This is a genomic window from Uniformispora flossi (genome assembly GCF_049534875.1).
GTDB lineage: Bacteria > Actinomycetota > Actinomycetes > Streptomycetales > Streptomycetaceae > Yinghuangia > Yinghuangia aomiensis.
In genome coordinates, this window is the sequence record NZ_JBMULZ010000003.1 from 536,269 (window position 1) to 550,694 (window position 14,426).

The window sequence follows — 14,426 nt, forward strand, 5'->3', positions numbered from 1 at the left end:
TCCCGGATGCACCGAGTGCATCGGATGTGCGGTGCCCGGCCCGACCGGTGCCGGTCGGGCCGGGGGTCAGGCGTTGGTGAGCGACATGCGCTGCATGGTGACGGCGGCGCAGCGGTCCATGACCATGTCCAGGCCCGCGGCGGTGGTCCGTTCGTAGGCGGCCAGGTCGATCACGTCGAGCTGGCACCACACGGCCTTGGCGCCGATCTGCACGGCCTGGTCGGCGATGGCGCCGGCCTTCGCGGAGTTGACGAAGACCTGCACGACGTCGACCGGGAACGGGATGTCGGCGAGGGTGAGGTACCCGGTTTCGCCGTGCACGGTCTCGGCACGGGGGTGCACCGGGACGATGCGCTTGCCCAGCTGCTGGAGATGGGCGGCGACGCCGAACGCCGCGCGGTGCGAGTTGGTGCTGAGGCCGACCACCGCCCACGTGCGGTGGGAGAGGATGCGCCGGATGGTCGCGTCGTCGCCGTACGGCATGCTGTGCCCCTCAGGTTGGGGAGGGTGGGACGGAGGCCGGGGAGCCTCCCGGGGGAATCGCGGGCCCGTGCGGATCAGGCGCCGATCAACCGCGGCCACTCGATGGCGGGGCAGCGGTCCACGACGACCTGGAGTCCCGCGTCGACCGCGAGCTTGATCGCGTCCGGGTTCACGACTCCGAGCTGATACCAGATGGCTTTCGCCCCGATGGCGATCGCTTGCGCGGTCACCGGCTCGGCGTGCTCGGCGTTGACGAACACGTCGACCACGTCGACGGGGAACGGGATCTCCTCCAGCAGCGCGTACCCGGTCTCGCCGTGCACGGCTTCCGCTTTCGGGTGCACCGGCACGATCCGTTTGTCGTGGCCTTGCAGGAACCCGGCGACGCCCCACGCGGGGCGCCCCATGTTCGTGCTCAGCCCGACGACCGCCCACGTGCGGTGGACGACCATGAGGTCGCGGATCGCTTCGTCGTCGGTGAGGACACCGTCGGTGACATAAGCCATGCGGTCATCGTGCCCCTGTCGCCTCGGTCCCACCACCCGGGGGAGGGGGCCGGTGCGGACGCGGGGCCCGGCGGAGCGGGGCGGGACTACGGGCGGCCGAGGGCCCGGTAGGTCCAGCCCGCGGCGCGCCAGCGGTCGGCGTCGAGGGCGTTGCGGCCGTCCACGACGCGGCGCTCGGCGACCACCTCGCCGAGCGCGGCGGGGTCGATCTCCCGGAACTCGCGCCATTCGGTCAAATGGAGGACGACGTGCGCCCCCGCGGCCGCGCCGAAGGCGGAGTCGGCGTAGGCGAGGCCGGGGTACATCTTGCGGGCGTTGTCGACCGCCTTGGGGTCGTAGACCGTCACGTCGCCGCCCTGGAGCTGCACCTGCGCGGCGACGTTGAGCGCGGGCGAGTCGCGGATGTCGTCGGACTCCGGCTTGAACGCGGCGCCGAGGACGGCGACGCGGCGCCCGAGGAACCCGCCGCCGCACGCGTCGCGGGCCAGGTCGACCATCTTGAAGCGGCGGCGCATGTTGATCGCGTCGACCTCGCGCAGGAAGGTGAGCGCCTGGTCGACGCCCAGCTCGCCGGCCCGGGCCATGAAGGCGCGGATGTCCTTGGGCAGGCAGCCGCCGCCGAAGCCGAGGCCGGCGTTGAGGAACTGGCCGCCGATGCGCGGGTCGTAGGAGAGCGCCTGGGACAGCTGGGTCACGTCGGCGCCGGCCGCCTCGCAGACCTCGGCCATCGCGTTGATGAACGAGATCTTGGTGGACAGGAACGCGTTCGCGGACACCTTGACCAGTTCGGAGGTGGCGAAGTCGGTCACCAGGAACGGCACGCCTTCGGCGATGAGCGGCGCGTACACCTCGCGCAGCGTGGCCTCGGCGGTCTCGGAGCGCACGCCGACCACCAGGCGGTCCGGGTGCAGCGTGTCGCCGATGGCGTGGCCCTCGCGGAGGAACTCGGGGTTCCAGGCGAGTTCCGCGGCGTCTCCGACGGGGGCGCGCTCGGCGATGCGGGTGGCCAGGCGTGCCGCGGTGCCGACCGGGACGGTGGACTTGCCGACCACCAGGCAGGGCCGGTCCAGGTGCGGGGCGAGGGCGTCGACGGCGGCGTCGAGGTAGCTCGTGTCGGCGGCGAATTCGCCCTTGCGCTGCGGGGTGCCGACGCACAGGAAGTGCACCTCGCCGAACGCGGCGGCCTCCTCGGCGGAGGTGGTGAAGCGCAGCCGCCCGGAGGCCAGGTGCGGGGCGAGCAGGTCCTCCAGGCCGGGCTCGTAGAAGGGGAGGGTGCCGGCCTGGAGCATCGCCGCCTTGTCGGGGTCGACGTCGACGCCGAGCACCTCGTAGCCCAGCTCGGCCATGCACGCGGCGTGGGTCGCGCCCAGGTAACCGGTGCCGATCACGGTGATGCGCGACACGGGTGCCACACCGCCTCCTGACGGGACGAACGAAATCGAGCGGCGGCCCCCGACGGGCCGTTTTCCTCCCGGAATCGTAGTCGCGCGGCCGGCCCGCCACGGCCGGTACCGGGCAGCACGGCGGACTCGCGGGGTGCCGGGGCCGGGAAAACCGGGGTTACCGAACGGTAACCTCGGTCGTCCGGCGTCAGGGCGTGTCCTAGGCGAGTTCCTCGCGCAGCTCGGTCAGGGTCCGCACCGCCTCGGCGGCACGCAGCGTGCGGGCGACGAGGAGGGCCGCGTCCACCCGGGAGCGGGCGAGTTCGGGCATGCCGAACTCGTGCTTCTCGACGCGGGCGGCGACGGTGACCAGTTGGGCGTACTGGCTTTCGAACCGGGGCAGCCCGATCTCCAGCCGGGTGGCGCCGCGGTCGGCGATGCGGAGCGCCTCGTCGTTGCGGTCCTCCATCCACAGGGCCTGGGACCACTGGACTTCGGTGGCGGTGCGTTCGTGCGCCCGGTCCAGGTCGGGGCCGTCCTCGGCGGCGGCATCCAGGAGGGCCATGGCGTCGGCGAATTTCGCCAGGCCGGCGTCGACCTTCGCACGGGCGGCGTCCTCGTCGGCTCCGTCGTCGTACTGGCCGTCGATGAGGTTCCAGGCCGCGGCGCGGGTGAGGCGGACGGCCGCGCCGGGGCGGCCGGCCTCCCCCGCGAGCCGGATCGCCTCGGGGAACGCCGCGCCGGCCTCGGTGCGGCGTTCCGCCACGGCCAGGGTCTGCGCGGCTTCGCCGGCGAGGGTCGCGCGGATGCCCGGGTCGGCGTCCTGCGCGGCGGCCCGCGCGGCGGCGCCCACCAGCACGTCGGCGGCCTCCAGGGCGTGCCCCGCCGCGGACAGGGAGGTCCCCAGCATCCACCGGTTGTGCAGCACGTCGTCCGGGCCGAGGAGTTCGTCGACCTCGGGCAGGGACTCCTCGAGGATCGCGGCGGCGTCGGCGGGGCGGTCCAGGTCCTTGAACAGGGCTGCCAGGGTGACCCGGCACTGCACGGCGCCGAGCCGGTCGCCGAGCCGGTCGAACTCCTGCGCGGCGAGTGCGGCGTACTCCGCCGCGGCGGCCGGACGGCCGTTCACGGCGGACGCCCGGGTCAGCGCAGCGAGCACGTCGGCGTACAGCGTTGGATCGTGGGTGGGGCCTTGGGCCGCGTCGAGGACACTGAGCAGGACCTCTTCGGCGCCGGCGGCGTCCCCGTGGTGGAGCAGAAAGCCGCCCAGCAGGCGCCCGGTGGAGGCGGCGGCCCAAGGCCGCTCCGCCGCGGCGGCTGCGGTGAGCGCGCCGCGGAGCTCGGCTTCGGCGCGCTGGTGGTCGCCGTCGACCACCGCCAAGTGCGCGCGGGCTTCACCGGCTTCGGCGATGCGGTGGCCCAGCCGATGGTGGGCGGCCGCGGCGGCCAGCCGGTCGGTCTCGGCCTCGTAGGCGGCTCGGGCGGCGGCCTGCGTCTCTTCCTCCGCGGTGGCGAACGCCAACCGCGCGGCCATCATGCGGGCCGCCAGTACCGACACCAAGTCGGCCGGTTCGGCGCGGCCTTGGGAGACCAGGTGGACGAGATCGGCGGTGGTCGCGTCGAGGCCGGGCGCCCAGTCGGCGGACAAGCCCTCCGGAGCGGCCGGATGGCGGACCGAGACGACGGCCCGCGCGCGGGCGACGTGCGCCGGGCCGGGGCGGTCGGTGGCAGCGAACAGCTCTGCCGCTATGCGGAGTTGTTCGATTCCGGCGGCCAGGTCGCCGGAGTTGACCAAGTCGATGGCGCGGGCGTCGGCAAGGTCTGCCGCGTCCCGGTCGGTGACGGCGGCGCCGCGCTCCGCCGCGGCCGCGGCGAAAAGCTCCCACGCCGCGCGGCTGCCCGGGTGGCCCGCCTTGACCGATGCGCGGGCCCGCTCGGCGAGTTCGTCGAGACTGGTGCCGGCCTCCGGAGCCGGTTCCGCGGGACGCGGCGTGGGGACGAGGACGGACCGCACGCCGAGCGGCAGTGCGGCGACGACCGGCTTGGCGGCCAGCCGGGTGCGGAGTTGGCCGCTGACGAAGCCCGAGCCGTTGCGGGCGTCGAAGCGGGCGGCGAGCGCGAACGCGTCGCGCTCGACCAGCGCCAGCAGTTCGGCCGCCGTTCCGTCCGTGCCGGGCACACCGGCGACCCGCATACCGCCGCGGCCCAGCGCGACCAGGCGCCGCAGCAGCACGCCGACACCGCCCAGGAAGGCCAGATGCACGTCCGCGTCGGCGGCAGGGGAGGCCAGCCACGTCCGGTGCGCCGCGGTGATCTCCACGCCGCGGCCCTCGTTGCCGGTGAGCGCGCAGAATTCGATGTGCCTTCCGACGCTCGCGTAGGTGCTGACCGAGCCGCGGACCAGCCGGTAGCCGCGCAGGTGGTTGGTGCGGGCTTCGTCGAGCCGCCCGAGGCGGGTCAGCGGCAGCAGGGAGTCGGCGATGGTGATCTGCGGCTCTTCGGCGCACGTGCGCATGCCCGACAGTGTCGGCTCGAAGATCTCCAAGGCCCCTTCGTCGTCGCCTTGTTCGGCGAGCCAGCGGCCCTGCTCGCGGCGTTCGCACGCGTCGCAGTCGGTCAGCGAATCCCGGTCGGCGGCCATCCAGGCGGCGAACTCGGCTGCGGCGCCCGCCTTGTCGCCGGTGTGGTCGGCCAGGTAGAAGCGGCATTTGTGCACCGGACGCATGCTGTGTCCGGCGGTGCGGAAGCGGCGCTCCATGTCGTCGAGGAACGACCGGATCGTGGTGAGCGGCACCTCCGGCGCCGCGAGGAGCGACGACGTGACCCACTTCAGGTGCCAGTAGACGCCGTGCGTGAGCCCTGGGGAGAACTCGCCCGGCTGCTCGTCATATAGGCGCAGCAGGCGGCCCATGGAGACCGCGCTCTTGGGGGATTCGCCGCCGTAGTTGTAGGCGACGATCGTCTCCAGCAGCGCTGCGGCGACCAGCGGGGTGCCGCCCAGGCGTTCGGCGGCGGCCAGGAGGGCCTCGGCGGCCGCGCTGCGGGCGACGCCGTAGGGCCGGTCGCGGACTTCGGCGCGGGCGCGCTCGAACGTGGCGTCGTCGATGACCTCGTCGTACATGTCTGCGGCCCCCGTCACTTGTCGTCGTTCGCGGTCTCGTGCACGGCGCGTTCCAGCAGGCCGAGGAACGACCGGTTCAGCAGCGCGCTTTCCGCGGCGGTGAGCGGGCGGCGGCTGAGCAGCAGCGCTTGGCCGTACAAGCCTTCGACGGTAGTGCGTGCGAGGTCCGGGTCGCCGACGGTCAGGACGCGGCGGACCAGCGGATTGAGGTGGTTGAGTACCAGTCGGGCGCGCGGTGCGCTGCCGCGCAGCGCGCCGAGGATGCCGGCCCACAGCGCGTCCCCCGCGTCCGAGGCCTCGGATTCGGCCTGGGCGCGGGCCCGTTCGCCGCGTTCGTCGCGGCCGTCGAGGAGCAGCGCGGGCACCGTGACGGGGTGGAAGGCGCGCAGCGAGGCTTCGCAGGAGAGCGGGTCGAGGACGGTGCGGGCGTGGCCGAGGAAGGTCCCGGCGGCGAGTTCGACGGACGGGTCGACCGGGTCCAGGTACGCGGTCACGGTGTCCGGGTCGAGGGAGTCGACGACGGTGCCGGGGCGCAGGTCGGGGAGGCGGCGCACCAGGTCGGCGTCGTAGGTGTAGCCGCCGTTCACCACGCCGAGGCCGGCCGCGGCGGCGATCGGGGCGATCTGCCGGAACTCCTCGACCGAGTCGGTGAGGTGCACGACGCGGTGCCGGCGGACGAACTCGTCGAGCCCGAGGTGGCCGTCGGTGGTCTCGAAGGGCAGCCACGGCAGCATGAGGTCGAGCAGGTCGTCGTCGTGCCGGGCCATCGCCTTGACGCCGAGGTGGTGCACGGCGAGGAACCGGCCGAGGCGTTCCGGGTCGCGGGCGGCGAGGCCGGTGAGCCAGTCGCGGATGGCCGCGCCGAGCGCGTCGCGGACGGCGGCCAGCGCCTCGTCGTCGTAGAGGTTCTCGCGCGACGCGGTGGGCCGCAGCGCCTCGGTGTCGACCGCGCACCGCACGAAGAACGCCCAGTCCGGCAGCAGCGTGTCGGCGGACTCGGTGAGCAGCATGCCCTTGAGGTGCACGCGGTGCTTCCCGCGCATGGCGGGGCTGACCGCGGAGGGCAGGACGAAGGCGGTGCCGCGGACGCCGGCGAGCGGCACGTCGAGGTCGATCATGTCCAGCGGGCGGAAGCCGAGGACGTTGTCGCAGTACTGCGCGAGCGCGGCGCGGCGGGCGTCCGGGTTCGGGTACCCGCGCTCCCACACCGCGGGGGTGTCGGTGACCGGGTGGACGGTGCCCGCGTCGTCGGCGACGGCGGTGTCGTACGGCAGCAGCGCGCCGAAGTCCCGGGCGAGTGCGACGACCCGGTCGGCGGCGAACCATTCCTCGCTGCCGCGGCGCGGGGCGAGGAGCACGGTGGTGCCCGGGTCCGGGCGCGCGTCGTGCGGGAGGGTGCGGACGGTGTAGCGGCCGTCCGCGCCGGCCCGCCACTCGACCGGCGCGGCATCCGGGTCGGCGGCGGAGCGGGTCACCACGGTGATCTCGTCGGCCACCACGAAGCAGGCGAGCAGGCCGATGCCGAACTGGCCGAGGTAGTCGCGGCGGGCCGATTCGAGTTCGCCGCGTTTCGAGCTGCGGCCGATCGTGGCCAGGAAGCGGTGCACGTCGGCTTCGGTCAGGCCGACGCCGGTGTCCTCGACGCGCAGGGTGCCGCCCGCCGCGGTGAGACGGATCGCCGCGGGTGCCGCGGGGTCCGCCTTGCGGCGGGCGGTGATGGCGTCGACGCCGTTCTGCAGCAATTCGCGCAGGTAGACCCGGGGACTCGAATACAGGTGGTGGGACAGCAGGTCGACCAAGCCGCGCAGGTCGACCTGGAAGGTGTGGTCGTCGAGGGGAGCCCGGGTCGGGGCGGCGTCGCTCATGGCTCACGATGATGGCCGACGGCGGTTGCCGCCAGCCACCGGGTTAGCGCGGAATCGGATCGCCGTTGCGCAGCGCGTCGAACAGCGCCTTGGCCTTGGTGTCGTCCCACAGCACCGAGGATCCCGCGCTGGTTTGGTAGTTCGGGTTCTTGATCGGGACGGTCACCGTGCCGCCTTCGCCGCCGGTCAGCGTGCCCATGTCCTTGAACAGGTCGTACAGGTCGAAAAGGCCGGTGTCGTCGTCGACGATGACCGCGCTCAGGCTCGCGTCCGCCATCGGGAAGCCCTTGAACGGGTTGAGCAGCACCGACGGAGACTTCGCCTTCTTGGCGAGCGCCGAGAGGAACTGCTGCTGGCGCTTCATCCGGCCGAGGTCGGACGACGGGTCGAAGTAGCGGGCGCGCACGAACGACAGCGCCTGGCCGCCGTCGAGGCTCTGGCAGCCGGCCGGCAGGTCGGCGCCGGACTTCTCGTCCTTGATCGGCTTGTCCAGGCACATGTCCACGCCGCCGAGCGAGTCGACGATGCCCACGAAGCCGTCGAAGCCGACCTCGGCGTAGTGGTCGAGGCGCATGCCGGTGGCCATTTCGACGGTGCGCACCAGCAGCGGTGCGCCGCCCAGCGAGAAGGCCGCGTTGAGCTTGTTCTTCTGCGCCTTCACATGGGTCTTGCCCTCGTCGTACGCGGGGATCTGCACCCACGAGTCGCGCGGCAGGCTGATCAGCGACGTGCCGCCCGCGCCCTTGTGCAGCAGCATCATCGAGTCGGTGCGCTTGCCGTCCGCGCTGCCGGTGCGGAGCTTCTTCTTGTCCGCGTCGGACATGCCTTCGCGGCTGTCCGAACCGACGATCAGCCAGGTGGTGCCGGCGGTGGCGGCGGGGCGGCCCTGGTAGTCCTGCAGGACGTCCTGGTGCCGGATCTTCGAGTCGAGCCAGAAGTAGGTGCCGGTCAGGAAGGCCAGGACGAGCACCAGGAAGACGACGGTGCCGACGAGGATCCGCTTCTTCCAGTTCGGCTTCCTGCCCGGGGTCCGCGGACCTCCCGGACCGCCGGGACCGTCGGGGCCGGGCGGGCCGCCGGGGCCGTCCGGCCCGTCCGGCCCGGGGTACGGGCGGGGCGGGGTCTGCACCGGGCTGCCCGGGGCGTCGAACACCGGCTGCGGGGGATAGGCGCCCGGATCCGGCGGCAGGACGGCGGTGGGCTGCGCGTCGGGCGGGAAGCCCGGCGGTGGCGACTGGGTGCCGTAGGGCGGCGGCTGCGGCGGAGTGCCGCCGCCCGCCGGGATGGTCCCCGCGGGACGGCTCGGGAGCGTCCCGGGCGGGGATATGGGATTTCCGTGCGGGGCACGCGGCGGCACCGACGCGGGGTCGGGGCCGGGCGTGCCGGCGGGCCCGGCGGAGTGTCCTCCGGGGCGGCGTGCGTCGTCCTCGGCCCAGCCGGGCGGCCATGCGTTCATGCGTACGAACCTGCCATCGCCCGCGGGCGGGGGGCAAACCTCGGAGCGTATCGGTGCGGTTCTGTGGCGGGGTTGGTACAGGTGTGTCCGATTCGCGACCTCGGCCAAAAGGCGAGTTGTGCGCGATTTGCGCCCGGGCCCGGTGCGCCCCCGGCTCGTACGCGCACCGCGCCCTTACTTGCAGACGACCTTGTCGCCCGTCGTCGTGGTGTACGCCGGGCTCGGCGCCCCGCCGCCGGGGGTCGTCGACGCGGGCTTCTCGGCCGCCGCCACCGGCGTGACCCCGGTGAACGACGAGCCGACGACGACCTCGATGGTCCGGCCCAGGCCGTCCACCGGCTTGAGTTCGGCGCCCGGCAGCGCGGCCGCGACGCTGCGGACCGAGCGGTCCCAGCGCGGGTCGTACCGGATCACCGTCTGGACCGCGTCGGAGATGCCGATCTGCTGGCCCGCGCGGGCGGCGCCGCTCATCTTGAAGCCCTGCTGCGCGAGGCCGTCGTAGGCCTTGCCGCCGAGGCCCGGCTGCGTCGTGCCGTTGTAGACCTGGAGGTAGACGTCCGCGGGGGCGACGTCGACGGCGACCGGGGCCGGGCCCGCGGGGGCGGGGGAGGGCGACTTGCCTGCCGGAGACTTGCCCGGGTTGGTCACGTCTTGGTCGTTGCGCATCGCGTCGAACAGCGCGCGCGAACCGGCGTCGTCCCACAGCACCGTCGAACCCCAGTCCTTGACCTGGTAGTCCATGGTCTTGAGGGGGATCTGCGCGTAGGTGATACCGGAGCTGGAAAGGCCCTTGAGCTTGGTGCCGAGGTCGAGCAGCCCTTGGGCGCTCAGTCCTTCGTCGACCTTGATCGACCCGAGCACGGCGTCGAGGACGCCCTTGAGCTTGACCGGGTTCGCCAGCGTGCCGGTGCCCGTGGCGCGGGCCAGGACCTGGGTCATGAACTTCTGCTGGCGCTGCGTCCGGCCGATGTCGCCGGTGGGGTCGCTGCTGATGTGGCGGGCGCGCACGTACTGCAGCGCCTGGACCCCGTCCAGGTGCGTGGTTCCGGCGGGCAGGTCGAGGCCCGATTTGGGGTCTTTCAGGGGGATAGGGGTGCACATGTCCACCCCGCCGATCTCGTCGACGACACTCACGAACGACAGGAAGTTGACCTCTATGTAGTGGTCGATCCGGACGTTGGTCGCCTTCTCCACGGTGGCGACGGCCAGGTTGCGGCCGCCGAGCGTGTACGCGGCGTTGATCTTGCCCTTGGACTCGCCCACGTCCCGGCCGGACCCCTTGTCCTTGTGCGCCGGGAAGGTCACATAGCTGTCGCGCGGGATGCTCACCATCGTCGCCTGGTCGCGCTTGGCGTTGAGGTGGACCAGGATCATCGTGTCGGTGCAGTCGCAGGCTTCGCCGCCCGCGTGCAGTTCGTTCAGGCGCTCCTTGGAGACGCCTTCGCGGCTGTCGGTGCCGACGATGAGGAACGTGGTGCCGCCGGTGGCGCCGTCCGGCCGGTCGTCGAGGCCGGCGAACGGGTCGACCCGGTCGATCTTCCCGTCCAGGTACTTCACCCACGCCCAGCCGACGCCGCTGGTCACCAGCACCAGCGCTGCCACCATCCCGGCCAGGGTCATCGGCCAGCGGCGACGCCGGGCCGGGGGCGCGGCGGGACGGCCCGCCGCCGTACTGCGCGTCGCCATCGCTGCCCTGCCCCCTCCTGATCCGGCCTTCGGAACGCGGAATTTCCACCTTAGGACGACGTTCCGGGCGGGCGCCGGAGCGACGCGCCGGACGGGCCGCCGTAGCGGACCTGCGGATTCCCGGCTTCTCCGGAATGCGCAGCTCCGGATATCCCGCCGCGGTGGCCCGCACACCCCCGGCGGGCAGTACGCTCGGGTCCCGATGAACCCGAATCCCAACGAAGCGTCCGGCGCGCCCGCCTCCGCCCGCCCCGGGGACCTGCCGCCGCTGCCGCCCGCGCCCGCGGTGTCGATCGTGATGCCGGTCCTGAACGAGGCCCGCCACCTTGAAGAGGCGGTGAGCCGCGCCCTCACCCAGGACTACGACGGCGACCTCGAACTCGTCATCGCCCTCGGCCCGTCGACCGACGACACCGACGCCATCGCGGCCCGCCTCGCGGCCGCCGATCCGCGCGTCCGCACCGTGGCCAACCCGAGCGGCCGCACGCCCAGCGCGCTCAACGCCGCGATCGAAGCCGCCCGCCATCCCGTGGTGGTGCGCGTCGACGGCCACGGCATCCTGCCGCCCGACTACGTGCGCACCGCCGTCGCCCTGCTGAGCGACACCGGCGCGGCCAACGTCGGCGGCATCATGCACGCCGAAGGCACCACCGCGTTCGAGGACGCGGTCGCCCGCGCGATGACGTCCAAACTCGGCGTCGGCAACGCCCGCTTCCACACCGGCGGCGGCGCGGGACCCTCGGACACCGTGTACCTCGGCGTGTTCCGCCGCGACGTGCTGGACAAGCTCGGCGGCTACAACGAGGAATTCATCCGTGCGCAGGACTGGGAGCTGAACTACCGCATCCGGCAGGAGGGCCACCTGATCTGGTTCTCGCCGGAGCTGCGGGTCTCCTACCGGCCCCGGCCGACCGTCAAGGCGCTCGCGAAGCAGTACTACAACTACGGCCGTTGGCGCCGCGTGGTCACCCGCTACCACAAGGGCTCGGTCAACCCGCGCTACCTCGCGGCCCCCGCCGCGCTGGTCGGCGTCGTGGGCGGCCTGGTCGCCGGAACCGCCGGGTACCGGCCCGCGTTCGTGCTGCCGGCCGGATACGCGGCGGGCATCCTCGCGGGTGCCGCGTGGGAAGGCCGCGGCCTCAAGCCGGGGGCATGGGTACGGCTTCCGGTCGCGCTGGCCGCCATGCACGGGTCGTGGGGCCTCGGCTTCCTGACCAGCCCGCGCGCGCTCGCCGAGCACGTGAAGGCGGCGGGCATCCCCGTCCCGAAGACGCCCGCGCCGCGCGACGCGGAACCCGGTCCCGCCGCGTTGGAGCCCGACCCGCGGTGAACGTCCTGATGCTCGTCATCACGACGGTCGCCACCGACACCCGGGTGGTGCGGGAAGCCGCGACGCTTGCCGCCGCCGGGCACGACGTGCACATCATCGGGCGCGGCGTGCCCGGCGACTGGCTGCCGCCGCCCGGCGTCACCGTGTCGTCGGCCGACGGGGCGTCGGTGTTCGCCACCTCCCGGGCCGCGCTCGGCGGCGGCCCGGCGCCCACCGGCGCGCCTCCGGGCACCCCGGCCGCGCCGCAGGGACCCATGCCGCCGTACCGGCGCGCGGCGCGCTGGATGCTGCTGCCGCAGCACCGCGCGTCCGCGTTCGCCGCCTGGACCCGCTCGGCCCGGCGGGACGCCGCCGACCGGGTGTTCGACGCGGTGCACGCGCACGACTTCAACACCCTCGTCCTGGGCGCCGAACTCGCCCGCCAGCGCGGCGTGCCGCTGGTCTACGACAGCCACGAACTGTGGAGCGGCCGGCCCCGCGTCGGCCGACCCACCCCGCTCCTCGCCGCCCGCGAAGCCCGCATCGAAGGCGAACTCGGGCGCGAGGCCGCCGCGGTGCTGACCGTCGGCGAAGGCGTCGCGAACGCGCTGCGCGGGCGCTACGGGTGGCGGCACGTCTCCGTCGTGCACAACACCTTCCCCCGCGGCACCGCGGCCGCCGCCGTACCGCTGCCGGACCGGCCCACCGGCGCGGTCTACGCCGGACGGATCGCGCCGTACCGGGAGATCGAGACGATCGTCGCCGCCGCCCGCGACCTGCCGGGGCTGGACGTCACGCTGGTCGGACCCGCCGACGACACGTACCTCGGCGAACTCGACCGCGGCCCGGTGGCGGTGGAGGCCGCGCTGCCGGTCGACGAGGTCGACGCGCTGCTGCGCCGCACCGGCCTGGCGCTGGTCACGCACTCGGACCGGTGGGAGAACCACCGGCTGGCGATGCCGAACAAGCTGTTCCACGCGGTGCGCGCCGGGGTCCCGGTGGTCGCCACGGACGTGCGCGAACTCGCCCGGGTGGTCCGCGAGCACGGCCTGGGCACGCTGTACCGCCCGGGTGATGCCGCGTCGTTGGCCGCCGCGGTGCGCGAAGCGTGCGAACGTTATCCCGAGCTGACCGCGAACGTCCGCGCCGCCGAGCCCCGGCTGAGCTGGGAGCACGACGCCGCGACGCTGACCGGCGTGTACGCACGCCTCGGGGCCGGCCGCACCGCCTGACCACCGCACACGGAAGACCCAGCGCCATGACGCCACTTCGGGTTCTCTACGCCCCACGCGACATCGCCGGACAGCCCGGCACCTGGGCCCGCGGGATCCGCCCGCTCGGCGTGGAAGCCGAAGTGTGGAGCTTCGGCGAGCCCGCGTTCGGCCTGGTGCCGGACCGGGTGTGGGACGCGGACCGGCTGCTCGCCGATCCGGCGTACCGGTGGGACGTCCTCGACCGGGCCGTGCGCGGTTTCGACGTCTTCCACTTCCAGTACGGCCGTTCGCTCCTCAACGCCCACGAGCCCCTGCTGCCCGCCCTGTGGGACCTGCCGCTGCTGCGCTCGCTCGGCAAGAAGGTCTTCATGCACTGGCACGGCTCGGACGTGCGGCTGCGCAGCGTGCACATGGCGCGCGAGCCCGACTCGTACCTGAAGGACGCCGTCGTCGACGAGCCGCGGATCCACGCCCTGGTGGAGATCGCCCGGCGGCACTGCGACCGGATGTTCGTCTCCACGCCCGGCCTGCTCGACTACGTGCCCGACGCCGAGCTGGTGCCGCTGGCGATCGACGCGGCGGCGTGGGCGACCGACCGCGGACCCGAGCCGGAGGTGCCGGTCGTCGTTCACCTGCCGTCCAAGCGCGCCACGAAAGGCTCGCACCTGGTCGACGCCGCATTGCGCCCGCTGCACGACGCCGGCATCGTCGAGTACCGGCCGCTCTCCGGATTGACGCACAGTCAGGTGAAGGACGCGTTCCGGCGTGCCGACCTGGTCGTGGACAGCCTCACCATCGGCGACCACGGCATGGTCGCCGTCGAAGCGATGGCGTGCGGCGCGATCGCGCTCGGCCACGTCCACGAACGCAACCGCGCCCGGGTGCCCGGCTGCCCCGTCGTCGAGGCGACCGGCGCCGACCTCGGCGACGTCGTGCGCGGCCTCGCCGCCGACCCGGACCGGCGCGCCCGGCTGCGCGGCGAATCGGCGGCCTGGGCCGCCAAGCGGCACGACGCGGCGCGGGTGTCCGGGCAGTTGCTCGACGCCTACCTCGCACCCCCCGTCAAGGTGGTCGGCGACCGGCCCGACTGGGCGGTCGTCGAGGGCCGCGGCCGCCTCGTCGCGCTCGACGCCGAAGTGTCCCGGCTGCGCCGGGCCCTCGGCCGGCACGGATCCGTCGCCGACACGGTGCCGCCGCGCACGCTGCGTGACCGGGTCGAGGAACACCCCCGTCTGCACCTGCTGCTACGCCGAGCCGACGGTGTCCGCAGACACGCACGGGTGAAAATGCGCGAACTGGGCAACCTGCGGAAGCGCGGCTGAGCACGGGAACAGGCCCCACCACACCCGCGACACCCCCGCGACACCCCGATCCGAGCCCCCGGGTACGGGCCGGTGTGCGTGG

At 73.7% G+C, this 14,426-nt stretch carries 10 protein-coding genes; 3 read left to right on the forward strand and 7 right to left on the reverse strand.

Features of this window, described 5'->3' with window-relative positions; translation table 11 throughout:
- Positions 1-66: 66 nt before the first annotated feature.
- The 7 genes from ACPA54_RS09620 to ACPA54_RS09650 form a co-directional block, all read right to left on the reverse strand.
- Positions 67-483 carry a CoA-binding protein gene (locus tag ACPA54_RS09620; protein ID WP_423528250.1) on the reverse strand — a complete coding sequence of 139 codons (417 nt, stop codon included), beginning with the start codon at positions 481-483 and terminating at the stop codon, positions 67-69.
- A gap of 74 nt (positions 484-557) precedes the next feature.
- On the reverse strand, positions 558-989 hold the full coding sequence (locus tag ACPA54_RS09625) for a CoA-binding protein (protein ID WP_423528251.1): 432 nt from the start codon (positions 987-989) through the stop codon (positions 558-560).
- 86 nt (positions 990-1,075) lie between these two features.
- Positions 1,076-2,401: a UDP-glucose dehydrogenase family protein gene (locus tag ACPA54_RS09630; protein WP_423528252.1), complete on the reverse strand. Its 1,326-nt coding sequence runs from the start codon at positions 2,399-2,401 to the stop codon at positions 1,076-1,078.
- A 190-nt stretch (positions 2,402-2,591) separates the two neighbouring features.
- The gene (locus ACPA54_RS09635; RefSeq protein WP_423528253.1) at positions 2,592-5,510 is read right to left on the reverse strand and encodes a hypothetical protein; all 2,919 of its coding nucleotides are present in this window, start codon (positions 5,508-5,510) and stop codon (positions 2,592-2,594) included.
- Positions 5,507-7,357, reverse strand: coding sequence for an HSP90 family protein (locus tag ACPA54_RS09640; RefSeq protein ID WP_423528254.1), 1,851 nt, complete (start codon positions 7,355-7,357; stop codon positions 5,507-5,509). The genes ACPA54_RS09635 and ACPA54_RS09640 overlap by 4 nt, the downstream gene beginning before the upstream one ends.
- 43 nt (positions 7,358-7,400) lie before the next feature.
- Positions 7,401-8,813, reverse strand: a complete 1,413-nt coding sequence (locus ACPA54_RS09645) for an LCP family protein (RefSeq protein WP_423528255.1) — start codon at positions 8,811-8,813, stop codon at positions 7,401-7,403.
- 174 nt (positions 8,814-8,987) lie between these two features.
- Positions 8,988-10,499, reverse strand: a complete 1,512-nt coding sequence (locus ACPA54_RS09650; RefSeq protein WP_423528256.1) for an LCP family protein — start codon at positions 10,497-10,499, stop codon at positions 8,988-8,990.
- A 202-nt stretch (positions 10,500-10,701) separates the two neighbouring features.
- Here ACPA54_RS09650 and ACPA54_RS09655 point away from each other — a divergent pair, with 202 nt between their 5' ends.
- The 3 genes from ACPA54_RS09655 to ACPA54_RS09665 are packed head-to-tail and all read left to right on the forward strand — an operon-like array spanning position 10,702 to position 14,344.
- On the forward strand, positions 10,702-11,829 hold the full coding sequence (locus ACPA54_RS09655; protein ID WP_423528257.1) for a glycosyltransferase family 2 protein: 1,128 nt from the start codon (positions 10,702-10,704) through the stop codon (positions 11,827-11,829).
- Positions 11,826-13,040, forward strand: a complete 1,215-nt coding sequence (locus tag ACPA54_RS09660) for a glycosyltransferase family 4 protein (RefSeq protein ID WP_423528258.1) — start codon at positions 11,826-11,828, stop codon at positions 13,038-13,040. Before ACPA54_RS09655 ends, ACPA54_RS09660 begins: the two co-directional genes overlap by 4 nt.
- A 26-nt stretch (positions 13,041-13,066) precedes the next feature.
- On the forward strand, positions 13,067-14,344 hold the full coding sequence (locus ACPA54_RS09665; protein WP_423528259.1) for a glycosyltransferase family protein: 1,278 nt from the start codon (positions 13,067-13,069) through the stop codon (positions 14,342-14,344).
- Positions 14,345-14,426: the final 82 nt, after the last annotated feature.